At 42.3% G+C, this 25,984-nt stretch carries 21 protein-coding genes and 2 tRNA genes; 16 read left to right on the top strand and 7 right to left on the bottom strand.

The features are described 5' to 3' along the window. Positions 1–73 (bottom strand) — tRNA-Met (locus DK188_RS05580). Between the two features lie 211 nt (positions 74–284). On the opposite strand from DK188_RS05580, the gene DK188_RS05575 reads away from it, so the two are divergent. From DK188_RS05575 to bshB1, 8 genes are all read left to right on the top strand, one after another. Further along, positions 285–680: an START-like domain-containing protein gene (locus DK188_RS05575; protein WP_111669807.1), complete on the top strand. Its 396-nt coding sequence runs from the start codon at positions 285–287 to the stop codon at positions 678–680. Positions 681–753: 73 nt separating this feature from the next. Next, positions 754–2,526, top strand: a complete 1,773-nt coding sequence (locus tag DK188_RS05570) for an LptF/LptG family permease (RefSeq protein WP_111669806.1) — start codon at positions 754–756, stop codon at positions 2,524–2,526. A gap of 61 nt (positions 2,527–2,587) precedes the next feature. Beyond that, positions 2,588–2,863, top strand: coding sequence for a 30S ribosomal protein S15 (rpsO, locus tag DK188_RS05565; protein ID WP_111669805.1), 276 nt, complete (start codon positions 2,588–2,590; stop codon positions 2,861–2,863). A 100-nt stretch (positions 2,864–2,963) separates the two neighbouring features. Continuing rightward, the gene (gene pnp / locus DK188_RS05560; RefSeq protein WP_111669804.1) at positions 2,964–5,099 is read left to right on the top strand and encodes a polyribonucleotide nucleotidyltransferase; all 2,136 of its coding nucleotides are present in this window, start codon (positions 2,964–2,966) and stop codon (positions 5,097–5,099) included. Between the two features lie 68 nt (positions 5,100–5,167). Then, on the top strand, positions 5,168–6,031 hold the full coding sequence (locus tag DK188_RS05555) for a sigma-70 family RNA polymerase sigma factor (RefSeq protein ID WP_026951708.1): 864 nt from the start codon (positions 5,168–5,170) through the stop codon (positions 6,029–6,031). A 163-nt stretch (positions 6,032–6,194) separates the two neighbouring features. Continuing rightward, entirely contained in the window at positions 6,195–7,139 is a 945-nt protein-coding gene (trxB, locus tag DK188_RS05550; RefSeq protein ID WP_111669803.1) for a thioredoxin-disulfide reductase, read from the top strand. Between the two features lie 9 nt (positions 7,140–7,148). Continuing rightward, positions 7,149–8,189, top strand: coding sequence for a M23 family metallopeptidase (locus DK188_RS05545; protein WP_111669802.1), 1,041 nt, complete (start codon positions 7,149–7,151; stop codon positions 8,187–8,189). A 10-nt stretch (positions 8,190–8,199) separates the two neighbouring features. After that, on the top strand, positions 8,200–8,919 hold the full coding sequence (gene bshB1, locus DK188_RS05540) for a bacillithiol biosynthesis deacetylase BshB1 (protein WP_111669801.1): 720 nt from the start codon (positions 8,200–8,202) through the stop codon (positions 8,917–8,919). On the opposite strand, the gene pdxH is transcribed toward bshB1, so the two are convergent. Beyond that, positions 8,920–9,555 carry a pyridoxamine 5'-phosphate oxidase gene (gene pdxH / locus DK188_RS05535; protein ID WP_111669800.1) on the bottom strand — a complete coding sequence of 212 codons (636 nt, stop codon included), beginning with the start codon at positions 9,553–9,555 and terminating at the stop codon, positions 8,920–8,922. Between the two features lie 103 nt (positions 9,556–9,658). Here pdxH and DK188_RS05530 point away from each other — a divergent pair, with 103 nt between their 5' ends. The 7 genes from DK188_RS05530 (at position 9,659) to DK188_RS05500 (ending at position 15,095) form a co-directional block, all read left to right on the top strand. Further along, positions 9,659–10,228 (top strand): YqgE/AlgH family protein, encoded by a 570-nt coding sequence (locus DK188_RS05530; RefSeq protein ID WP_111669799.1) that lies wholly within the window; start codon positions 9,659–9,661, stop codon positions 10,226–10,228. A 48-nt stretch (positions 10,229–10,276) separates the two neighbouring features. Beyond that, positions 10,277–12,430, top strand: coding sequence for a DUF349 domain-containing protein (locus tag DK188_RS05525; protein WP_111669798.1), 2,154 nt, complete (start codon positions 10,277–10,279; stop codon positions 12,428–12,430). Between the two features lie 97 nt (positions 12,431–12,527). Further along, positions 12,528–12,600, top strand: a tRNA-Thr gene (locus DK188_RS05520). Positions 12,601–12,721: 121 nt separating this feature from the next. Further along, positions 12,722–13,198: a GyrI-like domain-containing protein gene (locus DK188_RS05515; protein ID WP_111669797.1), complete on the top strand. Its 477-nt coding sequence runs from the start codon at positions 12,722–12,724 to the stop codon at positions 13,196–13,198. A 296-nt stretch (positions 13,199–13,494) separates the two neighbouring features. After that, positions 13,495–13,926 (top strand): hypothetical protein, encoded by a 432-nt coding sequence (locus DK188_RS05510; RefSeq protein WP_111669796.1) that lies wholly within the window; start codon positions 13,495–13,497, stop codon positions 13,924–13,926. Continuing rightward, on the top strand, positions 13,923–14,561 hold the full coding sequence (locus DK188_RS05505; protein WP_157963169.1) for a hypothetical protein: 639 nt from the start codon (positions 13,923–13,925) through the stop codon (positions 14,559–14,561). Before DK188_RS05510 ends, DK188_RS05505 begins: the two co-directional genes overlap by 4 nt. Positions 14,562–14,714: 153 nt before the next feature. Continuing rightward, entirely contained in the window at positions 14,715–15,095 is a 381-nt protein-coding gene (locus tag DK188_RS05500; protein WP_111669794.1) for a hypothetical protein, read from the top strand. 123 nt (positions 15,096–15,218) lie between these two features. Here DK188_RS05500 and DK188_RS05495 read toward each other — a convergent pair whose 3' ends face one another. Further along, positions 15,219–16,439 (bottom strand): glycoside hydrolase family 18 protein, encoded by a 1,221-nt coding sequence (locus DK188_RS05495; protein ID WP_232825664.1) that lies wholly within the window; start codon positions 16,437–16,439, stop codon positions 15,219–15,221. 197 nt (positions 16,440–16,636) lie between these two features. On the opposite strand from DK188_RS05495, the gene DK188_RS05485 reads away from it, so the two are divergent. Beyond that, positions 16,637–19,330, top strand: coding sequence for a DUF7133 domain-containing protein (locus DK188_RS05485; RefSeq protein WP_111669791.1), 2,694 nt, complete (start codon positions 16,637–16,639; stop codon positions 19,328–19,330). A gap of 204 nt (positions 19,331–19,534) precedes the next feature. Here DK188_RS05485 and DK188_RS05480 read toward each other — a convergent pair whose 3' ends face one another. The 4 genes from DK188_RS05480 to DK188_RS05465 all read right to left on the bottom strand — a co-directional run bounded on the left by DK188_RS05480 (position 19,535) and on the right by DK188_RS05465 (position 25,906). Further along, positions 19,535–19,942, bottom strand: coding sequence for a c-type cytochrome (locus tag DK188_RS05480; protein WP_232825663.1), 408 nt, complete (start codon positions 19,940–19,942; stop codon positions 19,535–19,537). Positions 19,943–20,326: 384 nt separating this feature from the next. Then, positions 20,327–21,442 (bottom strand): Gfo/Idh/MocA family oxidoreductase, encoded by a 1,116-nt coding sequence (locus DK188_RS05475; protein ID WP_111669789.1) that lies wholly within the window; start codon positions 21,440–21,442, stop codon positions 20,327–20,329. Positions 21,443–21,569: 127 nt separating this feature from the next. Next, entirely contained in the window at positions 21,570–22,430 is an 861-nt protein-coding gene (locus DK188_RS05470) for a sugar phosphate isomerase/epimerase family protein (protein ID WP_111669788.1), read from the bottom strand. 2 nt (positions 22,431–22,432) lie between these two features. After that, positions 22,433–25,906: a PVC-type heme-binding CxxCH protein gene (locus tag DK188_RS05465; RefSeq protein ID WP_449353838.1), complete on the bottom strand. Its 3,474-nt coding sequence runs from the start codon at positions 25,904–25,906 to the stop codon at positions 22,433–22,435. Positions 25,907–25,984: the final 78 nt, after the last annotated feature.

Genomic DNA, 25,984 nt, shown 5'->3' with positions numbered 1-25,984 from the left:
AGCGAGAGGGAGATTTGAACTCCCGACCTCAGGGTTATGAATCCTGCGCTCTAACCAACTGAGCTACCTCGCCATAGTGGTTTTATTTTTTTTAAATATTGTTTTCTGAATATAATGGTTAAATTAAACCACCGTCAGATTCACGAAAACTAGGCCTTTTCCGTGTGATTTTGGCCTTTTGACGCCCTTTCCGAAAGGGAATGCAAATATGAGGTCTTGTATTCTGAAAAGCAAGTTCAAGTCTGAGAAAAAGTGTGAATAAGTCACCTGTAAAATTACAAATCATGGTTAAAAATAAGTTTGTTGCTGATTATCAAATAAATGCTTCTAGGAAAATTGTTTTCCAATATTTGAGTACTGCGAGTGGATTAGGTGAGTGGTTTGCAGATGATGTGCGGATTGATGAAGACAGGAATTATATCTTCAATTTTGACAATGAAGATCACTATGCTAAACTGACCTCTCTGAGGACAAATCTTCATGTAAAATTTGATTTTTTTGAACCAAAAAACCCAAATGAGTCAGATCACTCTTTCATAGAATTTAAGCTGGAGGAAAACGAATTGACACAATCGCTTTTCTTAAAAGTCATCGACTACTCGAATGACTACGAAGAAGATGAGCTTGAAGCGATTTGGGATGGATTGATTTCAAAGTTAAAAGAGATCATAGGGGGATAAATTCCTCGCAAATTCCCAACTTTGAACTCCGGAGGAGAATTCTCGTTTTCTTTTCCTGAGCAAGAATGCACGGATGAAAAAACTCGATAAGCTTATTCTGGGATCTTTTTTAGGTCCATTTTTACTTACTTTTTTGGTAGTTGACTTTATTCTCCTCATTGTCAACATGCTCAAGTACTTTGATGAAATTTTTGGCAAAGGACTGGGATTTTGGATCTATGCTGAGCTGATCGGATATTTTGTGATCAGCATCTCTCCGATGGCCTTACCTTTGGCCGTATTGCTCTCAAGCTTAATGACTTTTGGTAATTTGGGCGAGCATTTTGAGCTTACTGCTATCAAAAGCAGTGGTATTTCGCTTATCCGTGCCATGCGGCCCATTGGGATTTTTGTGATATTACTTACGATCGCTGCATACCTTTCCAACAACTATTTGGTACCAAAAGTCAATCTGAAAACCTTCAGTTTGCTCTACGATATCCGAATGAAATCTCCTGCATTGGATATCAAGGAGGGTGTATTTTATGCCGGCATCCCTAACTATAGTATCAAAGTAAACCAAAAACTGGATGACATTCGACTGAAGGATATCATTATCTACAATCATGCAGATCAGCTCGGAAATCTGAATGTGACTTTGGCTGATTCAGGCAGAATGGAAACATTCTTCAATGACAGTTATTTGAAATTGACCTTGTATAAGGGCTTAAATTATAAAGAAGAGCGAGCTACTAGGGGGATTGCAGAGGCTCCAGTGAAGTTTTCAAGAACAAAGTTTGATGAAAACGTCATTGTTTTCGACCTGGATGCTTTCCAGCTCATCCGGACTCCCGAAGATCAATGGTCAACGAATCGGGCAATTAAAAACATTTCGGAAATCAAACTTGGCTTGGATTCTATTTACACTTTAATAAATGACCTAAAGTTCCAAAACTACCAAACCGCCGAAAGCATTTATCCATTTTTCACCAAAAACAGAAAACTCACTCCTCCAGAAGATATTAAATCGAGAAAAGAAGCTGATGATGCAGCTCGGAAAAAGCAGATAGAAGAGGAGAGGAAAGTAAGAGATTCTCTCGAGAACTTAAAAATCAATGCTGATACAATCCGTCAGAATGAATCCAAAAACCTTGATACACTCCAAAGCCGTGAATTGAAAATCAATCTTGACGCTACGTCAATTCCGGCAAAGACTGATTCAATATTCAAGCGGAAGCTTAGTCGCAACTTAGTTTCAAAAGACACTTCCAGCAGAAGTGATCGGATAATCACGTCAGTGGATACTACTGGTAAAGCGGAACAAAAGAAAAGCAAAAGAACTGAGCCATTGACAGCTGAAGAAAAAGCACTAATTGACTCAGTTATCTTTCAGCGGGGGTATATCTCCAATGCACTCACGATGGCTTTAAACAATTCACGAAATCTAAAAAACACCTTCAATGTCAAAATGGCTCAAATTGACAATCATGAACGGGAATTTAGACGCTATGAAATAGCCTGGTATCAGAAATATACGCAGGCCATTGCCTGTTTTGTGATGTTTTTGATCGGTGCACCGTTGGGGTCGATCATCAAAAAAGGAGGCCTAGGTATGCCTGTTTTGATTTCAATCATATTCTTCATTATGTTTTATATGCTGACGATCACTGGTGAAAAATGGGCAAAAGAAGGCATAACCGATTCATTTTTTGGAACGATTTTCTCCAATCTTTGTCTGGTGCCTTTTGGATTGTTTTTTCTAAGGCAAGCAAGAAAAGACTCTCGATTATTTGAAAGTGATTTTTATTCAGGAATCTGGAAGAAAGTCAATGCATGGATACCTAAATCCAAGTCAAAGTCTATTTGATTTTTTACTTTTTGAAATAATAGTCTTACCTTTGTGACTGTTTTAATTAATTTAGCTAAACATGTATTTAACACCAGAGAAAAAACAAGAGTTGTTTCAAAATCATGGACGGTTAAAATCTGCTACTGACACAGGATCACCTGAGTCTCAGATTGCCCTCTTCACACACAGAATCCAGCACTTGACTGAGCATTTGAAATCCAATAAAAAGGATCACTCGACAAGATTGGGTTTGATGAAGTTGGTCGGTAAGCGTAGAAGCTTACTGGATTACCTCCATAAGAAAGAAATCGAGCGCTACAGAGCAATTATTGCTGAGCTCGGAATCAGAAAATAACCAATCAGTAAGGTTTTCTAAAATGAGAACCTTACTTTTTTCTTTTTTAAGCTGGATGTCTGAATTTTTCAAACCGAAGAAACTACACTTATAACCATTTATGTTACCAAATTTAATTACAAAAACCATTCACTTACAGGATGGTAGAGAAATCACCATAGAGACAGGTGCCCTCGCTAAACAAGCTGACGGTGCAGTAGTCGTAAGGATGGGAAAAGCAATGTTATTGGCCACTGTAGTGTCCAAAAAAGAGGCAGGAGAGGGAGTTGACTTTTTGCCAATGTCAGTGGATTACCAAGAGAAGTTTGCCGCATCAGGAAAAATCCCTGGTGGTTTTTTGAAAAGAGAAGGTAGGCTTTCTGACTATGAAATTTTGATAAGCCGGATTGTTGACCGTGCCATCCGTCCGATTTTTCCGGATGATTATCATGCAGATACCAACGTTTCCATCACTCTCATTTCAGCGGATGAAAACGTACTGCCTGACTGTCTGGCAGGCTTGGCAGCATCAGCTGCTTTGGCTGTTTCTGATATTCCATTCAATGGTCCCATTTCAGAAGTTCGTGTAGCTAAAATCGACGGTACGCTAGTACTTAATCCAAGTCCATCAGAACTGGAGAAAGCCTCCATGGAATTTATCGTGGCTGGTTCTAAAGAATACATTCTTATGGTAGAGGGAGAGGCTAACGAAATCTCAGAAGATGAGATGGTCGAAGCGCTCCAGTTTGCGCATGAAGAAATCAAAAGACATTGTGACGTTCAACTTGAACTTACCAAAGCAGTAGGAAAAGAGGTAAAGCGTGAATACAATCACGAAAAGTCCGATCCAGCATTGTTTGATAAAATGAAAGCTGAGCTCTACGGCAAACTTTTTGAATCTGTATCCAAGCAAATCGCAAACAAATCCGAGCGATCTGATTTAGTAAAAAAGATCAAGGATGAATTCGTTGCAAATTTGGGAGAAGATCATGGTTTCGAAACCAGTTTGATCGGACCATATTTCCATAAGATTCATAAAGAAGCCGCCCGAAATCTTACACTTGAGACCAAGAAAAGACTTGATGGCAGAGCACTCAACGAAATCCGACCTATTTGGTCTGTAGTGGATTACCTCCCATCAGCTCATGGTTCAGCTATTTTCACAAGAGGTGAAACTCAGTCAATTACGACTTGTACCTTAGGTACTAAGATGGATGAGCAGATGATTGACGGGGCGATGATCTCCGGATATAACAAGTTTTATCTGCATTATAATTTCCCAGGGTTTTCTACAGGTGAAGTAAAAATCAATCGTGGTCCTGGAAGACGTGAAGTAGGACATGGTAACCTTGCCATGCGGGCACTTAAAAAAGTCCTTCCTTCCGAAAACGAAAATCCATATACTATCCGAGTCGTTTCTGACATTCTAGAATCAAATGGATCGTCCTCCATGGCTACAGTTTGTGCAGGCTCATTGGCTCTGATGGATGCTGGTATACCTATCAAGGCTCCGGTGACAGGGATTGCGATGGGGATGATCTCTGATGCAAAGACAGGAAAGTATGCGATCCTTTCCGATATCCTTGGAGATGAAGATCACTTGGGTGACATGGACTTCAAGGTAACTGGAACAGAAAAAGGCATCACTGCTTGTCAGATGGACCTAAAAGTAGAAGGATTGGATTATTCAGTTCTAAAAGAAGCGCTTTATCAGGCTAAAGAAGGACGCCTTCATATCCTAAAGGAGATCACCAAGACGTTGGCTGCTCCAAAACCAGATCTTAAGCCGCATACTCCACGCTCGTTTATGATGTGGATTCCTAAGGAATTGATTGGTGCAGTAATTGGACCAGGCGGTAAAGTGATCCAAGAAATTCAAAAAGATACCTCGACTACTATCATCATCGAAGAGGTAGATAATCAAGGTAAGATCAATGTGTTCTCTGCCAATCAGGCAAATATGGATGCAGCGATCCGAAGAATAAAGGCGATTGTTGCCCAACCTGAGATCGGAGAGACTTACACCGGAAAAGTGAAAAACATTCAGCCTTTTGGAGCCTTTGTGGAATTTATGCCGGGCAAAGATGGTTTACTTCATATCTCTGAGGTAAAGTGGGAAAGATTGGAATCCATGGATGGAGTCCTCGAACCTGGCGAAGAGATCATGGTGAAGTTGATTGATGTAGATAAAAAGACAGGAAAATTCAAACTTTCAAGAAAGGCTCTTTTGCCTAAGCCTGAAAAACCTGTAGCTTAAAGTCTATTGGAACAAAACAATTGACTATCTTAAAATATTAAAAATTTATTTCTCAAATTCTATTCTGAATGAGGCAGCTAAAAATTAGCAAACAGATTACCAACAGAGAATCCCAATCCCTGGATAAATATTTGCAGGAGATTGGTAAAGTCGACTTGTTGACAGCAGACGAAGAGGTTGTTCTGGCAAAAAGAATTCGTGAAGGCGACCAGTTAGCCCTCGAAAAGCTTACAAAAGCAAACCTTCGATTTGTAGTATCTGTTGCCAAACAATACCAAAATCAAGGCCTTTCCTTGGGAGATTTGATCAATGAAGGAAATCTTGGCTTGATCAAAGCTGCCCAGCGATTTGATGAGACTCGAGGATTCAAATTTATTTCATATGCAGTGTGGTGGATTAGACAGTCTATTCTGCAGGCTTTGGCTGAGCAGTCTCGGATTGTGAGGCTTCCACTGAACAGAGTAGGATCCTTGAATAAAATCTCAAAGACTTTCAGTGAGCTTGAACAAAAGTTTGAGCGGGAGCCTTCACCAGAAGAATTAGCTGAGGTTCTTGAAGTGACTGCATCTGAGGTAGTTGACACAATGAAAATCTCAGGAAGACATGTTTCTATGGATGCTCCTTTTGTTCAGGGGGAAGAGAACAGTTTGCTTGATGTATTGGAAAATGACGGAGATGAAAAGCCAGATGATGGTTTGATGACCGATTCACTTCGCAAAGAAGTACAGCGTGCACTTTCTACTTTGACGCAGCGGGAAGCTGATGTAATCACCCTTTACTTTGGACTGAATGGTGAGCATGCAATGACTCTGGAAGAAATCGGTGAGAAATTCAATTTGACTCGAGAACGCGTAAGGCAAATCAAAGAAAAAGCAATCCGAAGGTTAAGGCACACTTCAAGAAGTAAGACCCTAAAACCTTATCTTGGATAACGTATGATAAAAGGGGCTTAGGCCCCTTTTTTTATTTACCACCATCCAAAATTTATTTAACTGAAAAAGAGTGACAATACTCACCTTTGGGAATTTTAACATCTCACAGTTTTGTTACACTTTAGGAAATGACAAAATTTAACCGATTTAATTCACCCAATCAATGAATCAAGAAATAGAACGGGTCAAAGTATTGATCATCGGATCAGGCCCGGCCGGCTATACTGCCGCAATCTATGCTGCACGTGCAGGATTGACACCAGTATTGTACACAGGAGGTCAGCCAGGTGGTCAGCTTACCATTACCAATGATGTGGAAAACTACCCAGGATATCCTAACGGAGTGATGGGACCGCAGATGATGGAAGATTTTCAAAGGCAAGCTGAAAGATTCGGTACTTCTATTCGATATGGATTGGTAACCGATGTGGATTTTAGCGCTCATCCACACCTAGTGACTGTAGATGATCAGATTACCATTCATGCAGATACGGTGATCATTTCCACCGGAGCATCTGCCAAGTGGCTTGGAATAGAAAGTGAATCCAGATTAAATGGAAAGGGAGTTTCTGCCTGTGCAGTATGTGATGGCTTTTTCTTCAAAGGTCAGGAAGTTGCAATAGTAGGTGCCGGGGACACTGCTTGTGAGGAAGCTTCCTATTTGGCTAACATTTGTTCTAAAGTCTACATGATCGTAAGAAGAGATGAGATGCGTGCCTCTCAAATCATGCAAAATAGGGTAATCAACAATCCAAAGATTGAAATCCTGTGGAATACAGAGACAGAAGAAATACTGGGAGAAGAAGAAGTAACCGGTGTGCAAATTGTCAATAATAAATCCGGAGAAAAGCGCCAAATTCCAATTTCTGGCTTCTTTGTTGCTATTGGACATCAGCCCAACACCGGAATTTTCAAAGATTTCATCCACATGGATTCCTCAGGATATATCAAAACAATCCCCGGAACTACCAAAACCAACGTGGAAGGTGTATTTGCATGTGGGGATGCACAAGACAACGTTTATAGACAGGCAGTCACTGCAGCAGGAACAGGTTGCATGGCCGCTCTAGATGCTGAGCGATACCTCGCATCTAAAGAGAATCATTAAATCCAGTTGATGAGGAGTTTAATACTGAAGATACTTTTAGGATTACTGTTGAGCATTGGTTTCTATGAAGCCAATGCTCAAGTTTTTCCTAAGATCATCAAGAGAAATAGCACCACAACCACAGAAAGCTCTCAAGATCGAAGAAATATCGAACTTAGACAGTTTGACCAGGAATCCTATTTGAGAACATTGTCTTCTCAGACTGATTCCATGATTTTTCAATATGATGTAAACCTAGCGCGAATCAGATCAATCATCAGCGAAGATCGAAACGCCATGTCATGGGCTCCGACCAACCAGTTAGTTCGTGTTTCTGAGCAGATTCAAATCGATAGTATATGGGTGACAGCTTTTGAGCACTATGCCTCATGGGATAGCAAAAAGGTAGATATATATAACCTTGATATTAAAAATTTTCAAGACAGTGTTCAGTTAAGATTATATGACACCAGACTGGGAATGGATTGGAAATTTCCACTTGAAAAATCGCTTAAAACATCAATATTTGGGCCTCGATGGGGCAGAATGCACTATGGAGTAGACTTGGACCTAGACACGGGAGATCCAGTTTATGCAGGTTTTGACGGGATCGTCAGAGTGAGGTCCTATGATAGATATGGTTGGGGGTATTTTGTGCTTGTCAGACATAAAAATGGCCTTGAGACACTCTATGGACACCTCTCTAAACAAATTGCAGAGGTAGGTGATGAAGTCAAAGCTGGTGACATCATTGGAAAAGGTGGGAGTTCAGGTAGAAGTACAGGATCGCATCTTCATTACGAAATGCGCTATAAAGGCCTTGCATTCGATCCCGAAATCGTCTACGACTTTGATCAAGGGGAATTGACTAAACAAGACTTACTGATCTCCAAAGATTTATTTTCTCATATTGCCAAAGCTAGAGCTGCTGTCTACCATCGCGTTCGAAGCGGGGACAATCTAGGATCAATCGCTAGAAGGTATGGAGTACCGATCAGCCAGATTACCCGATTAAATGGGATTTCTACCCGAACGATTTTGAAAATCGGCCGAAATCTTAGAGTCAAATAATCAAACATAAATGACAAAGCTTGATATTCTTGTAATCGCCGCTCATCCAGATGATGCAGAACTAGGTTGCTCAGGAACCATAGCCGCCCATGTGGCCAAAGGTCATAAAGTAGGCATCGTCGATCTGACCAAAGGGGAAATGGGTACAAGGGGAACTCCTGAAATCAGACTGCAGGAAGCAGATGAAGCTGCCAAAATCCTTGGTTTAAGCGCGAGAGAAAATCTAGGCTTCTCGGACATCTATTTCCAAAATGATCACGTGCATCAGCATGAACTGATCAAAGTAATCCGAAAATACCGCCCTGAGATCGTCTTGGCAAATGCTATTACTGACCGACATCCTGACCATGGCAAGGGGGCATCTTTGGCCACTCATGCTTGCTTTATGAGCGGATTACGTAAAATCGAAACCAGTTTGGATGGCATACCTCAGGATCCATGGAGACCCAAGTTTGTCTATCATTACATCCAAAACAACTACATTCAGCCTGACTTTATCTTTGACATCACAGATTATTGGGATACCAAAGTGGCCAGTATTATGGCTTTCAAATCCCAGTTTTTTGATCCAAGCAGCCAGGAGCCAGCAAGTTTTATTTCTTCACCTGAGTTTCTTCCTTTTATAGAATCCCGCTCCAGAGAATTTGGTCATCGAATAATGACCAAATATGGTGAAGGCTTTACAATAGAGCGATTTATTGGAATCAACGATCTCTTCGATCTAAAATAATCAGGGCGCCAGTCTAGAAATTATCCATTTGTTTTCAGAATTAACCTCATAGCTTATTCTGTCGTGGAGTCGGTTTGGGCGACCTTGCCAAAATTCAATTCGAATTGGTAGAAGCCGGTAGCCACCCCAGTGAGGAGGTCTGCTTATCGCTTCATGCTCAAATCTTTTTTCCACATCTTCCAAGCGCTTGCTCAGTGCTTCTCTTGTTTCAATCTTTTGACTCTGAGGAGAAGTCCAAGCTCCGATTTGAGAACCTATGGGACGAGAATGAAAATACGTGTCTGACTCCAACTCACTTACTTTCTCCAAGCTGCCCATGATACGAACCTGACGCTCCAGTTCCGGCCAGAAAAATGTCAAGGAACCTTTTGGAAGGGCTTGGATTTCCTGTCCTTTTTCACTTTCATAATTTGTGAAAAACACAAATCCATGATCCATTTCCTTTAAAAGTACGATCCGCCCATTTGGAAATCCATTCAGGCCCATGGTAGAGAGACACATTGCATTGACTTCTGGGACATCTGAATCCATCGCTTCATTCAGCCAAACCCGAAACTGTTGAAAAGGATCTGAGCTTACATCGTTGAGATCCAAGGATTTGATGGTATATTCTTTGCGTATATCAGCTAGCTTCATGAGAGATTGGTATTCGATTCTAAATTCATTGTTAAAAGTACCATTGCCATTGGTTTTTTAAAATTTAAGCCTATATTTTTCACGGAAAAGGAAAGAACAGACTATGCACAACGATCCTTCTAGAATCCCTCAAGCAGGCAATCTACTTATTTCAGAACCATTCTTACAGGATGAAAACTTCGTGCGTTCGGTAGTTTTGCTTTGTGAGCATACTTCGGAAGGTAGTTTTGGATTGGTTTTGAACAAACCCTCTATTCTGCGCTTAAGTGAATTGGTCGAAGAGTTATCGTTTTTAGATTGTGAAATTTTCGTGGGAGGTCCAGTGGAACAGAATACACTGCACTTCATTTATTTTGGAGAGAAAAAACTTGACGGAAGCATTGCTATAGGCGAAGATCTTTGGTGGGGAGGTGCTTTTGATGATCTGGTGAGTCATCTGAAGACCGGGTTGATGGATCAGGATTCCGTACGATTTTTTATAGGTTACAGTGGCTGGGCATCCGGTCAGCTTTCTGATGAACTAAGTGAAAATACTTGGATTATTTCAGATTCTAAACTGGATACAGTTGTTCTTCAAAATACGCCCGATGAGCTTTGGAAATCGGTACTGAAAAACATGGGAGGGCCGTTTAAGGTTATGGCAAATTATCCCCTTGATCCAAGATTAAATTAGGCAAAATCCCTACTTTTGCCCATATTGCCTCGAAATAGTAGCGTTTTTATGACTGAGAAAAGTAACGAATTGTCTGACAAAGACAAGGTGACCCAAGCTTCTTTAGATGAAGCAAAAGGTAATGTAAAAGAACAACAAGCAGAAACTGCCAAAGAAGAGGATTCATCAGCCGATGAAAAGATTGAATCGGCAAGTCCAAGTCTTGTAGCACCTGAGGCTGAGGTAGCTGATTCCCAAGTTGAAGCAGTAGATTCTAGTGAAGAAAGCTTATCTGAAGAAGGTTCAGATCAGGTATCAGCGATAGATGCTTCTGTTCCTGTAGCTGCAGGATCCGAAAACGAATCTGCAAAAGAAGAGATTTCCGAAGAGCAGCTATTACTGGCCGCATCAGAAGAATCCTCTGAAATATCCACCCCAGTCACTGCATCTGCAGAGATTGACAATTCAGAAGAAGAGTCTGAGGATTCTGAACAAGAGGAAGATCATACGGATGAACCGGTAGAATTGGCTGGATTGACCAGTATTCAATTGCTCAAGTTGTTTAAGGATAAAATCCAAAATTTACCAGTTCTCAAGCTCGATAAAATTGCTCATGAAATCAAAGGTGCCTTCGATGATTTGATGGCCAAAGAAAAAGAAGAAGCGCTTACAAAATTTAAAGCAGAAGGCGGTACTGAGGACGAGTTTGAATACAGAGCGAACGAGGAAGAACGCGAATTTTTGAAATTATTCAATGACTTCCGATACCAGTTGAACTCTCAGCGAAAGGAAGCAGAGCGTCAAAAAGAAAAAAACCTCACTTCAAAAAATGAACTCCTAAATAAACTTCGTGATCTGGTGGACGGAGAAGAGACTACACTTAGTATGTCTACGATAAAAGCCATACAGGAAGAGTGGAAATCTATTGGACCAGTACCTACTTCACAAAATAGAAACCTTTGGGCGAGCTTCAATGCCCTGATGGATCGATTCTATGACAATCGCAGCATTTACTTTGAGCTGAAGGAACTAGACCGAAAAAAGAACTTGGAAAGCAAAACGGAACTTTGTGAAAAGGCCGAAGCGCTCAAAGATATCCCTGAATTGAAAGAAGCGATTCGTCAGTTGAACGAACTTCATGAAGAATTCAAGCATATAGGACCTGTACCAAGAGAAGATCAAGAAAATCTTTGGCAGCGATTCAAAGCCGCCTCAGATGCGGTATATGATCGTAGAAAAGACTTCTATGAAGGTCAAAAGGAAGTTTACCTACAAAATCAAGCAGAAAAAGAAGCCCTAATCGCCCAGTTGGCCACATTTGTGGACTTCAAGGCAGATAGAATTAAAGATTGGAATACCAAAACCAAAGAAATCCTAGAGATTCAAAAAGCTTGGGAAAAAATCGGTCCAGTTACCAAAGAAGCCGGTAAGGAAATTAACAAGGCCTTTTGGGCAGCCTTTAAGCATTTCTTCCATAACAAGAACATGTTCTTCAAAGAACTGGATGAAATTCGTGCCGCCAATCAGAAGAAAGCTGAAGAACTGATCGCCAAAGCTGAAGAACTGATGAATAACATGGATTGGCAAAGTACCGCCAACCAGCTTGTCGGCTTGCAGCAAGAATGGAAAAAATTGGGCCCTATTCCTGAAAAGAATAGAGATTCACTTTATAAGAAGTTTAAAGTAGCCTGTGATACCTTCTTCGAAAACAGAAGAAACTCCAATAAGCAATCCAATAATGAGTTTGAGGAAAATCTGAAGAAAAAGCAGGATATCATCAAGCAAATTCTGGAAGCTTCGAAGGGTGCTGAATTAAGCGAAGATACCTTGACCGCTTTTGTTTCTGAGTTTAATGAAACTGGTTTTGTGCCAAGGAAGAATATCAAAGAGATTCAAGCCCAGTTTAAAGAGGCCGTAGACACCTATTTGGGGAAAATGGATCCGAGTGGATCGGGTAGGGAGGACTTCCTGTTTAGACTTAACCTAAACCGAATTCAGTCTGATCCGAATTCTACCAAAACACTCAACCGCAAGGAGCATGGTATTCGTAAGCAGATCACTGATCTGGAAAACAGCATTACCCTCTGGAGAAATAACCTGGAGTTCTTTGCTGCATCCAAGACTGCGGACAAGCTAAGAGATCAGTTTGACATCAAAATCAAAAAAGCCGAAGAGGAGATTGAAAAGCTGAAGAGCAAATTGTCAATCCTAAAGGAATTTTAAATTTTTCCTGCTCAAAACCTGAGAGATACAAAAAACTTCAAGGATGGGTTTGGAGTCAATCAGGTCAGGGCCTATATTTGCACCACCATTAAGGAACGCCTCTTTAGCTCAGCTGGTAGAGCAACTGACTTGTAATCAGTAGGTCGCTGGTTCGATCCCGGCAAGGGGCTCAGAAACCACTCAGAAATGAGTGGTTTTTTGCTTTTAGGCCGATTTAAAAGTTGGCGGCAGGTACAGCCCGCTTTTCTGCCAAATGACATTGCTAGTAGTTAAAATGATTGGTTAGAAAAAATGATCCCAAGAATTGAAACATTAAGCGAAAAAAGACTAGTTGGCACACGATTAACAATGAGTTTAGCCGACTACAAAATCGGTGAACTGTGGCGGAGTTTTTTACCAAGACGAAAAGAAATAACCCATTACTTGACAACCGACCTGATTTCGGTGATTGTTTGCAATCCCAGTCATTTTGTGGATTTCAAGCCGACAAATGAATTTGAAAGATGGGCAGCCGTAGAAGTTGCAGCCTTTGACAATGTGCCGCCTCACATGGAAACATTTATTTTAGCGGGCGGACTCTATGCAGTTTTTGAATACAAGGGTTTGAACACGGACAATTCCATTTTTACCTATATTTTGGAAACGTGGTTGCCAACTTCAGACTACGTTCTAGATAATAAACCCCATTTTGAGGTTTTGGGTGAAAAATACAAAAACAATGACCCAAATTCTGAAGAGGAAATTTGGATACCAATAAAAGCGAAATGAGAAGCCCTGCAGCTACCAGTACCTTGAAAAATAAAAGCAGATCGGTAAAATGACTGATCCGCCTAATTCTTTAATCAGATGGCATGGGTAATGGTAAACAAACCGGATTGAGTGATGACCACCAACTCGATCTAATTTGTTTAAATAAGCCAAAGAAAGAGGGTGGGGTCAACTATTTGCATTACAAAAACTTAATATTAATCTCTGTCTTTTAGTTTTATTTTAGCAATAGAAGCATCTGGAGGATTAGGTTCGTCTTTCCAATGACAACTTTTTGTCCGTCAAATTGAAATAAGATGAGATTGAATATAAAACCGTCCCGAATACTTGCAGTGCTTGTACTGATTATTGCAGCCTATACTTTGAAGGCCTGTCAGGTGTTTATTCACGATAGTTTTGACACATTTCAGGGGGTGATCGTAGATGAGACAGGTAATCCGGTACCCAACCTTAGGTTGAGACTTTATCCTTCTTCTGGAACTTATTTCAGTGGACCTCGGCAGGGATCGGGTAACGTAGTGGTGACCAATGCCACAGGGGAGTTTAAATCGGTCTTTCCTTCCCGCAATATGGATGCTATATATTATTTGATTCCGCCTTCAGATTTGGTTTTTGAAGTGGATCAGTTTGGAGCCCTCACCAAGGTCACGGAGCTATCGATAGAACCCTTACCAAAGGATAGAAACAGAGTAATTGATCTGGGAAGAATAACCGTAGTAAGGCCGTGATCAAATCCGCTAACAGCTTTTTCTTTCTTCTAGTGTTGAATGTGGGAATTAGTATGGCACAAAAGAACCAGTCGGGTAATACCCTCGAAAAAGGGAAGTTTTTCGTTGATTTTGGTGTTGAGCTTCAGCATAGAGATTTTGCTGAAGACACCTATTTAGGAGACACCTACCAGATAGATTTGGGTTACCGTATTTCCATCAATATGGGTTTGGTAGGCTATCCAGGGTTGGGATGGTATGGTGAAAGCCAAAATGCAAGAATTCTCGATAACAGATTTTTAGCAGGTTATTTTTCCGAAGCAGTGCTAGGTGATGCTGGAATATTTATTTTTCATTCCATTCCTCTGGGTAAGCGAATTGTGATTCGACCAGAATTGGGATTTGGGAATTTTAGAGCGATTCACGGTATTTCTCCATCGAGATTTATACTTAACTATGGGCGATTCTTTGGTAAACTGGGCATTCAGTACCCGATCGTAAAGATTTCGGAAAACTTCTCACTGAGTTTTTCTCTGAACGCATCCTACTCCTTATACAATGGAAATGGGATTGTAATCAACCCAGAAGATCAACAATATATCCGGCGATCAAACGGTTTTCAGCTTGCATCTGGTATTCTGCTCAAGATCCATTGATCACAAGGTTAGTAATTCGGCCGATTTCAGGAAAAGGGTAGCGTTTCGTTGGAACAAAGTGAAACTTCGTGTTTCAGGTTATATTTTTTTGTAGTCCAATGTACTCATCAACTTTTTTCATTAATTTTTAGCATTATCCAACATCTAACAATTATGAAAAAATTATTTACAATGAGCCTTGGCCTATTGATCGCACTATCGGTCACATTTGCTTTGAGCAGCTTTACTTCCCCAACCCCAGAATATTATGAGGGAAAATGGGCTGTGACTGTATTTGATACGCCACAAGGAACGGCTACGATTCCGATGCGTTTTGAAACAGTGGATGGCAAAACAAAAGGCTATTTTATGGAAGATGCCTCTGGTAATGAAAAGGAAATGACTTCAGTTTCCATCACCGGAGACAATCTGGTAGCCTATTTTAACATCACTGGCTATGACGTTTACCTTAGCCTAGTGAAAAAGGATGCCGATATGGCCTCAGGATCTCTGATGGACATGTTCACCGCTGAAGGTAAGCGTGTGAAAGAGTAATTAATCAGCCTGCAAGATTTAAGAAAAAAGCCTTTGAGGACCTGATCTCCTCAAAGGCTTTTTACATGTAAGGAGCGGTACCCATTCCATGCATGAAAAGCTTTTAATGGTCTGTGAAAAAAGTCACTTTTTAGCCTCTTTGTCGATCGCATCCAATAGACTCCCTGGCTCCTTGGTGTCATTTCCCAATTCCCAAAACATAATACCTCCCAGGCCCATCTCTTTTGCAAATTGGGTTTTCAAAGCCACTGAAACCGTATCATCATAGGATACAAAAAGACTATCGTCCGCTTGGTACAGGTAAGGAGATTTGGCATTTTCATCCCAATACCTTACAAAACTGCTGTCAGACTCATACTTGGATCGGATTTCATGGTACGCATACCAGCCAATATGAATCCCCTTACTTTTCTGATACAAGCCCTCATTTACTGGAGGTACTCCTTTCCAAACTCTACCATAAAAGGCCGATCCAATGATAATCTGTGCAGGACTTACGCCGCTGTTCAGTAGATAATCGACTATTCGTTCTGCAGAGTATGGTTCATTACCTTTTTCTCCTGAGAGACTGTCTAAGTATACCTGAAAGGGCGTGCCCGATAGATCTTGTTTGCTGGCGCGACCAAGCGGGGTATGATGACCGGTATAGATGGATTCCCCAGTTACCTGATCGTAGGTCATCACATTCATGTAATCCGCATAAGTCATCACCTCTTTAAGATCGATAAAATCGTAATACCGCTCCCAACCGGCCGAGGCAAAGGTCAGAATCTTGGGAGAGTCAAACGTATTTAACATCTTACGAAGTCCTTTCATCAATTCCGTGAAGTTTTGGGTGTCTTGGGGCCTCGCTTTGGTGCCAGCACCGGAGATCCCAGGGTACTCCCAATCCATGTCCATGCCATCGAGTTGGTAGTGTTCGATAAATGATCTGGCACTCTGGATGAATTTGATGCGGCTTTCGGTAGTAAGAGCCATGTCTGAAAACCCATCGGCACCCCAACCACCACAGGCAATCATTACTTTGAGATTGGGATTTCTTTCCTTTTGCTTTACCAATGCTTCAAGCTTTGGTCCTGCTTCTTCCGGCTTTCGAAATTTCATTTCCCCATCGATGACATGGGTGAATGAAAAAATGATGTGGGTGAGTTTTTCTACAGGTATTTTCTCGGGTTGGTAATCCCGCTCCGGCACATAATAGGCCATGACTACGAGACCGCTTGATCCTTTGAAAGCGGATTCCCCAGAGGTGGATTCTTGGGAGGAGGGTCTTTCACAGGAAGAAAAAAGGAAACAAACCCAGAAAAGGACTAAGGATGAAAGGAAGGAAAATCTAGAAAACATAAAGAGCTTGGTTGAAATTTTCTATAAATTCGGAATTACTTTTTGAAAAAAATTATAAAATAGGCAAAAAGCAAATATTTTTACTTCAGATACCGGCTTCAATTAAGAACGGGAGCTTGTGTTGTGATTTTCTTGGAATAATGTAAAAGCTGGTATCTTAAAGATTGAAAACAGCAAAAAGCAAATAGTAGGATTTTATGAAATTGGAATTGAAAAGTATGCTATGTCTGGGTGCTTGCATGGCAGTATTTGCTTGCACAGCACCTGAGCAATCTCCATTTGATGTATCTCCTGCTGCGGCTTTGGACCCAAAGCGATTGCAAGAACCTTATCCAAGTATTCCGCTTCCAGAAGGAATCGACATAGAGTCTCCGATTTGGAAAGGTATTGACTTGAGTCCAAAACCTCCTGTGGTTCCTGTCTCCGCAAATGAGCAAAAGAAATCATTTATGCTCAAACCGGGCTTTTCCATAGATCCAGTTCTTTCTGAACCTCAGATCCGTGAACCTGCCGCGATTCAGTTTGATGGCAATGGCAGAATGTACGTACTGGAGCTTAGGACCTATATGCAAGACTTGGATGCCACTGGCGAATTGTTGCCTACATCACGGATCTCGCGTTGGGAAGACTTGGATGATGATGGTGTGTATGAGACAGGCACGGTTTTTTTGGACAGTTTGGTGTTTCCTCGATATGTAGTGCCTTTCGGTCCAAACAGCATCCTTTCTATGGAATCCAATGAGGATCATGTGTATCGATTTACTGATACCGATGGAGATGGCAAAGCCGATAAAAAGGAGCTTTTTGCCTCCGGTCTAGGCAGATCAGGCAATGTCGAGCATCAGACGAGCTTTCTCATATGGGCATTGGACAACTGGATGTACAGTACGTATAACAACAAGCGCATCCGTTGGACGCCGACGGGTGTGATCCAAGAAGACAGCGGCAATCCATGGGGGCAGTGGGGTGTAACACAGGATAACTATGGAACCATCTTCTTCCAAGACGGAGCTGGTGGCGTGCCACAGGGCTTTCAATTTCCGATCGTCTATGGAAATTTTTCAGTTAAAGGAGCGCTCAAGGAGGGATTTCGTGTCCCATATAGTTTGGTGGAACTGGCCGATTTTCAACCCGGCATGCAGGAAGCCAAACCTGACGGCTCTTTGGCCAATGTGACTGGTGCGGCCGGAAATGACGTGTTTCGAGGTGATCGCTTGCCCAAGGATCTTGTTGGAGATTATATCTATGGAGAGCCAGTGGGCCGAATCGTACGACGTGTGGTCACCGAAAAAGTAGATGGACTTTCCTACCTGCAAAACAAGTACATCAGCGAAGAGTCAGAATTTATCCAATCGACCGATCCTTTGTTCAGACCGGTGGATATGGCCACTGCGCCAGATGGTACGCTATATATCGTGGATATGTACCGTGGGATCATTCAGGAAGGGGAGTGGACACAGGAGGGAAGCTACCTCCGGACCAAAATCCAACAATACCAAATGGATGATGTGATCGGAAATGGTCGTATTTGGAGACTGACCTATGAGGGAATGCCGAGGAATACCGAAAAACCAAGAATGTATGAGGAGACCTCCAAAGAGCTGATCCGTCACCTGAACCATCCCAATGGCTGGTGGAGAGATATGGCACAACAGACTTTGATCCTGAATCAGGATAAGACGATTATTCCTGATTTGATTGAGATGGCAAGCTCTTCCAAAAATGAACTTGCCCGAATTCATGCACTTTGGACTTTGGAAGGATTGGGTGGATTGAACTTGGACTTGGTGAAAAAATTCCTTTCTGATCCTAATCCTAAACTCAAAATGCAGGGATTACGAGCTGCTGAGACCTTGTATAAGTACGGAGAAAAGTCCTTGGTTGACCTCTTCAGCACTGCTGCCTTGGATACCAATCCTGAGGTGGCCATTCAAGCATTACTGAGTGCTCATGTTCTCAAAGTGGATCAGGTTGATCAGTTGATCAAAAATGTGCTTCAAAAAAATCCATCCCAAGGGATCCAAGTTGTCGGTACTCAATTGCTGGAAAAGCTTGAGGAGGCCAAGAAAGCAGCCGAAACCAAATTTGATAAAGAGGATCTCGCGCTGTTTACAAAAGGAAAAACAATATTTGATAGCTATTGCTCGACTTGTCACGGGCCCAAAGGTCTGGGTTCGCCAGCCGGGGAAGGTCGCTTGATAGCACCGCCATTCTCTGGCTCACCAAGAATTCTCGGTCATCCTGAGTATGCGACCAAAGTAATGCTGCATGGTCTGAAAGGAACTATAGCGAATAAAGAGTATGAAGGCGTAATGATCGCCATGAAGACCAATACCGACGAATACATTGCCTCAGTACTTTCGTATATCCGCAATGATTTTGGTAACACAGGTTCCTTCATCACACCTGCTAATGTGGCAAAAATCAGGAAGGACACCGAATCCAGAAAAGAGTCCTATTCCTTTGATGAACTAGTCGGAGAGATTCCTAAGGCCCTTACTTTTCAGGACAACTGGAAGGCTACCGCAAGCAGCACAGCACTTCAGGGTGTGGGATCTTCTAAAGACGCAGCTTATGCCTTTTCCTACAAAGGCTGGAAAACAGAAACTGCACAAGAACCTGGAATGTGGTTTCTAGTGCAATTGCCAAGTCCGCAGGCTATTTCAGAAGTTCAGTTTGATTCGGGCAAAGATGGTTATCCTCTCGAGTATTCGGTTTTGCTTAGTACAGATGGAAAAAGCTGGACAAAAGCGGCCCAAGGCAAGGGAACTGCTGGAATTAATACGTTGAATTGGACTAGTATGGGTAAATTTACTTACCTGAAGATTGAGTCTCAAAGCAAGGGAGAACAACCCTGGTCGATGAAAAAGCTTACACTGTATTCAAGATAAACATTCTAGGAGAAAAACTCAATTCAATAGATGATCGCCCTAAAATTCAGGTCAAAATCAAAGAAATTCCAAGAATAAGTAGAAGGATGGGAAGCATTATCGATCCGGCGTTCATAGCCTCTTTTCTATATTGAATGCAAGTATCCAAAAAAATAAAAGGTAGCCTTCCAGCTACCTTTTTTGATGTTGAATTGAATTCAATCATCAATGCGGTTGCAAACTAAGTATATATCGCACCATATCTTTCGCATCTTCTTCACTTAATGTCGCATGCGGAGGCATCATTACTTCTCCCCACACGCCTACACCGCCTTCGATTATCTTTTTGGCCAGCATCGTGACATTAGCTTCGTTATTTTCATATTCAGCAGCTACATCCAAATAGGAGGGTCCAATGACTTTTCGCTCGACCATGTGGCAGGATAGGCAGTCAGAATTGGCTACCTTATCTTCACCGGTTAGTTCTTGGCTGTTTTCATCAGACACTTCTTCTGTTTCTTCGGAGGTACTTGGTTCAGCAGATGCTACCGGGGCGGGAGCTTGAGTTTCTACGGGAGTAGATTCAGAAACTTGCTCAGTTGTTTTTTCTCCCTCACCACAGGAAAACGCCATAATGGAAAGCAGGAAAATAGTTGGTTTTAAAAAGGATGTACTTTTCATATTTTTTTTGTGTTGATAATTGAATACTTCACCAATTAAGCCACGAATAGACTATAATTTAAGGCTTCGAATTTCCTTGAATTTAGAATCTTGAACTAGATTTAAATTTAGGGCAGCAATCTCGGCAAATAAAGAAAGCATTCTCCATACGGATGAAACTGGGGAAAAGCGGCAGCCTCAAGATTTTTTTGATTTTCACTATATTAAAATCATGACGCTCTGGAAGGATAGGTAATCGTAGCTAGGAAGTATTTCTCACTAGTTTATCTTAATTATCAAATCCTGATCTGATTTATTGGAAGATTTGGAATCATTGAGACAGCCCTATTCAGAGACTTATTTACTGATTGTGAATTCTGGTAAATGTTTGATTTTACCACCTTCCATGGCAGACTCATGTGCCAAAATCCCCACGCAAGTAATATTGGCCGATTGTCTGGCATCCGGATAGGGAGCTCGACCTTCGGTCAAGGCATTCAAAAATTCATTGACCAGGTGTGGATGGGACCCACCATGTCCAGATCCTTGGATGAAAGACAAATGTTGGTTATCATCTTCATCGTAAACTCCTTGTGTGGTGAATGAGGCAATTTCATCTGGAAGCAAATGCGCATAGTCCGGAATTTTCACTTTCTCAGGAACTTCACCCGTATGGATCACAGATTCCTCATGCTCTATCAGTGTCCATTCAAAGGACTTTTTGGAACCATAGACATCGAAACTTTCACGATACTGTCTGGCTGTATTGAAAAGTGATCTGGTGACCTCAGCAGCCAAATCCGAGTCTTTGAGCTTTATGTGGCAAGTTTCGATGGCAAAAGGGGAACCGTACTTTGGTATCAGGTTTTCGTCGATTCTGCCGGATCCCAAGCAAGACACATATTCAGCCTGGCCTTTTGGCAAGGCCAAAACAGGACCTACACAGTGTGTGGCATAGTGCATAGGAGGGAGGCCTTCCCAGTAGCCCGGCCATCCGGCCATTTCCTGCTGGTGGGAAGCTCTGAGAAATTGAATCTTGCCCAGTTCGCCTTTTTCATACATTTCCCTGACAAAGAGAAATTCCCGGCTATAGATCACTGTCTCCATCATCATATAAGTCAGCCCAGTACGCTCTGTTTCTTCCACTATTGCTCTGCATTCTTCCACTGTAGTAGCCATTGGTACCGTACAGGCAACATGTTTTCCAGCTCGTAGTGCTTTCAATGACTGCTCTGCATGGTTTTGGATAGGCGTATTGATATGGACTGCGTCGATGTTTGGGTCTTTTAGTAGTTCGTCATAGTCGGTATAGACTTTATCGATACCAAAGGCTTTGCCGATTTCTTCTGCCTTTTCTTTATTTCGCTGGCAGATGGCATACATGTTGGCCAAAGGATGCTTTTGATAGATCGGAATAAATTCCGCGCCAAATCCAAGTCCGATGATCGCGATGTTGATTTGTTTTTTGCTCATGGGTAAATAATGTTTTTGGGTTTTATAAAGATGTTGGGGAGCTTGGAGGTTAGGATGGAAGGGAGTTAGAAAGTAAGGTTGATGGATGCGAGGATCTCGTATTTCGTACTTCGCACCTCATACTTATTTATTCAGCAGCCCATTTCCTCAAGAACTCCAAGCCTTCTTTGGCGAAGCCATCTTGTGAAGGAACCAGTGGCTTCCAGATGCAAACCGCACCTGCAAGTTCTTTCACCTCAGGCGTAAAGCTTTCAATAGAAACAATTCCCTGATAATTGACCGCTTCCAGTCCCCGTTTCCAAGCTGCCCAGTTGGTTTGGCCGGTGCCCGGTGTTCCTCTGTAGTTTTCTGATACCTGCACATGGATCAGCTTATCTCCGACAGTTTTTATAGCATGCTCGATACTCGGTTCTTCAATATTCATGTGAAAACCATCCAAAATGGCCTTTGCCTGTGGCTCATTGATGTCTGTGATCAGTTGCATCAATTCATCTGCAGTATTGATCAGGTCAGTTTCAAAGCGGTTTAGTGTCTCGATGGCGATCTCCAAACCGAATTCACCGGCACGATGGCAAACCTTTCGAAGATTGGTCACAGCACGGTTCCATTCAATTTTCTTTTGTTCGGGAGATACCAAACGTGCTTTGCCCACCGCGGAATACATAGGCCCAGCTACAAAGCCAGCTCCAAGCTCTGAAGCTATTTCAAAGCAAGAATCCAGGTAATTAAAACAAGTCTGGTGAAAAGCAGGATCGTCATGAGTCAGGTCTCGACTGGTGCCGAAAGCACCGCAGATAACAGGATTAAGCCCATTATCTGCCAATGCTTTCTTAACTAAATCAAGGTCTATCAATGCAGGATCTTCTACAGGAATCTCTACTGCATCGTATCCATAGCTTTTGATTTTGGGGAAAAGGTTTACAGTTTCCTTGTTGAAAGGAGAAGTCCAAAGCCAGGTACTGACTGCAAATTTTACATTTAAAGCCATTCCTATTCGACTTTCATTACGCCGTTCATCGTCCTCCAGTGACCCGGAATGGTGCAAAGGAAAGGATAATCACCAACTGTCTCAGGGGTGTTAAATACCAAGGATTCTGACTCTTCAGGATCAACCAATCCCGTGGCTGCGATGACCTGAGGAATCTCCGGTACGAAATTATAATCAGCTACTTGTTTTGATTTTGCTAGCTGATCTGCTGCTTGACCGATGATTTCCAATGAACCAATTGTACCCACGATCAAATTGTGCTGCATAAAGTCAGGGTTCTCGAAATCTATGGTCACCTGTGTACCTGCTTTGACCCGAAAGCTGTCTTTGTCAAATTTCATCTTGTGAGGAACTGCTGACAAGGCAATGGTCGACTGAAATTCCATGGCATCTCCAGAAAAAGCGATGACTTCAGCTGTGTCAGGATTTTTCAAAACAAGGGAAGACTTATTGCTGATTCTACCTGAGAATCTCCAGCCTCCCTCATAATCACCTACGACGTTTTGGCTGTCGTTTTGACCTACCCTGATACGGTTTGGCTTAAGCTCGGTAGTGAAGAGCCCTTTGGTTTTACCCTGAGCTACTTGCTTTCCATTGATTGATAGCATCATCGATCCGTCCTGAGTGATGGATGCATTGACGGTAAATTGCTCTTCAGGCAGGTTTTTGCCAGACTTGATAATCGTTACTTTTTCATCCTGAGCCACAGCAAAATGAACCGCGTCTTTGAATATATACAAGCTATATCCATTGGTATTATTGCCTTGAGCCATCAGGATACCATCAAGTGGATTTGATGTTTTGGAAACCATCATTTCCAAGAAAATCTGCTTCCCAACGACATTTGGAGGGAAAGGAATGGAGTTTCTGGAATCGAGTGAATATTGCTCCAAAGCCAAACTACGGCTGATACGATCTGGAAGAGAAAATTCATCTTCAGCAGACATTTCCAGTGCTTTGGTATTATCTCGCTTGGAGAAATCTTCAGGATGCGCAATCACTGCGGCAAATAATGCCTGCGGCAAAAACTCATCCTTAGCATTTAACGTATCCTCCGCTGCTTTCACGAGGTATTTGGATAGCTCGGCATTACCGGGCATTGCGCTGATCGCTACGAGTGCATTTTTTCTCACAACTAGATTCTCGCTACTCAGTAAACCTGACTGAAGAATCGCTGTAGTAGAAGCTGCTGTAGCAGGCAATACGCGAAGTGCATTTTTCTTCACCGCATCAGATGGGTGTTTCAGTGCATTGGTCACTACCTGAAGTGCTTCTTCATTACTGCCATCGAGCAATCCTAGCCCATGAAGTGTCCAAATTGCGTTGATAGCTGGTCCGTTTAGACCGATTTCGTCTACTTTCTGGTCGTTGATGATTGCATACAGATCTGCTGCTAGGGAAGCGTCTTTTTTCTCCAAAATCAATCGCTGCGCAGTCATTCTCCAGAACATGTTGTCACTTTTCAAGGCCTCGATGAGTTCTGAACCACTCGCATCTTTCAAGTCGAAGGTTTTCGAGTCTTTGCCTCCTTTGTAGACGATTCGATAAATTCTGCCATGTTGGCTATCCCGCAGCGGATTGATGTAAGCATTTCCTTCACCGTTTTCAAAGCCCCTTGGAGTTGGATTGTGTTGGATGATGAAATTGTACCAATCAGCCACCCAAAGTGCTCCATCAGGTCCAACTTCTGCATGAACCGGAGCAAACCATTCGTCAGAACTAGCAAGGATATTGAATCCGTTTTTCTCAGTGTAGCCTGATCCGTTTGGTAAAATGATATTGTTATGCAGAACTCGACCGGTAGGCTCAGCTACGAATGAAATTCGATTCCAGTAGTTTTTAGGAAAGCTACGTGCAGTATAGAAATTGTGACCAGCTGCTGCAGTATAGCCACCAAACCAATCCACCTGTCGAAGGAAAGGAGTCAAGTGCGGCATGTCGTAATGAGAATCAATGCCATGGATTCCATTGGCAGTGCCCTGGAACACAGGACGCTTCATTAGATTGTTGGAAAGTGCATAATAGACGCTATGCTGCCCGTTGGCAGTGGAAATAAACGTCTCGAAATCCTCAGTGAATCCAAGTCCCCAAGTATTGTTGGAGGTATTTCCTAGGTATTCCAAATTTTCTCCACTAGGATCAAATCGATATACACCTTGACCAAATTGGTGTTTCACACCACTTACTTCTCCATTGAAGCCAGAGTAGCCCAAAACACCCCAGATCTTATTGTCAAAACCATACTTCAGGTTGGAAGGCCCAGCATGAGTATCACTTTTGCCCCAACCTGTCATCACGACTTCACGGACATCCGCCACATCATCGCCATCGGTATCTTTCAAAAACAGAAAATCAGGAGCCATGGAGATCAAAATTCCACCATTGATGGCCATGATTGAAGTTGGGATATTGAGGTTATCTGCAAAAACAGTCACTTTATCAGCTTTACCGTCTCCATTGGTATCTTCGAGGATTTTGATTTTGTCATTTCCACCTTCTTTTCTGACCTCATTTGGATAGTCAGTAGTCTCGATGACAAATAGGCGGCCCTGCTCGTCCCATGCCATGGCCATCGGATTGATGATCATCGGCTCAGAGGCAAAAAGCTGCATTTCAAAACCCACTGGGATCTGGATCAGCTTCATGCTTTGCTCAGGTGTGAGCGGAAGTTGGAAACGTGGCGCTGGATCGCGCTTTTCGTAGTTGGGAATTTCAGCGTCACGAAACTCCGGAGTCGGGATTTCATACTCCGCAAGAAGCTCATTTACTTTGTCTCCCACAGCCCAAAGGATCCCGTTGGCCACCAATTCTTGGAAGCCTTTCTTTTCCCATGTCTTCTCATTGTGACCGTATGCAGTGTAGAAAACACGTCCTTTTCCTTCATTTCTTACCCAAGTGTATGGTTCGCGGGTGTCACCTTCCACACGCTCCATGAGCACTTGCTTGTCAGGATTGACCTTAGCATGGACGTAAGTCTCATCCCAAGTCTCAAACTCAGAGATTCCAGCCATTGCAGGATGCTCGGCATCGACGATGTCCACTGTGAAATCACCTGTACCATGGGAACTGAACTGCCCGCCAACGGCCTCGATGTACCAGTCTGAATTTTGGAAACAGAATGAAGCCGAGTGAATCGGAATCAGCGCTTTTCCACTTTGGATGTACGTTTTGAGTGCGTTTTCCTGCTCAGGGCTGATTTCTTCATGATTAGCGTAGATCATCAGTCCATCGTAGTTATTAAGCGTCACTTCATTGAGATCATTGAGATCCGTGGTGTAAGTGAGGTTAATGCCTTTCTGGAAAAGCGGTGTGGAAAGATACATCATCAGCTTTTCAGAATTGTGATGCTCACTCTCATGGCCCAGGACGAGGATTTCTACCCGTCGGGGTTCGGTCATGGAGAGGTATTGGCCTTTTTTACCACACGATGCGAATAGGGTAATCGCAGTGAGTAGAAGGAGCAAAAAGCTCCGCAAATTTTTTGATTGGGTCATACTTTGGGCTTGAATTTTTTAATTGCTAATATCTTCTATTTAAGGCAGGAATTTCTTACT

Source organism: Algoriphagus litoralis, assembly GCF_003259255.1.
Lineage (GTDB): Bacteria > Bacteroidota > Bacteroidia > Cytophagales > Cyclobacteriaceae > Algoriphagus > Algoriphagus litoralis.
The sequence above is the reverse complement of the archived record's forward strand: the minus strand, read 5'-3'. Positions and strand labels throughout refer to the sequence as shown.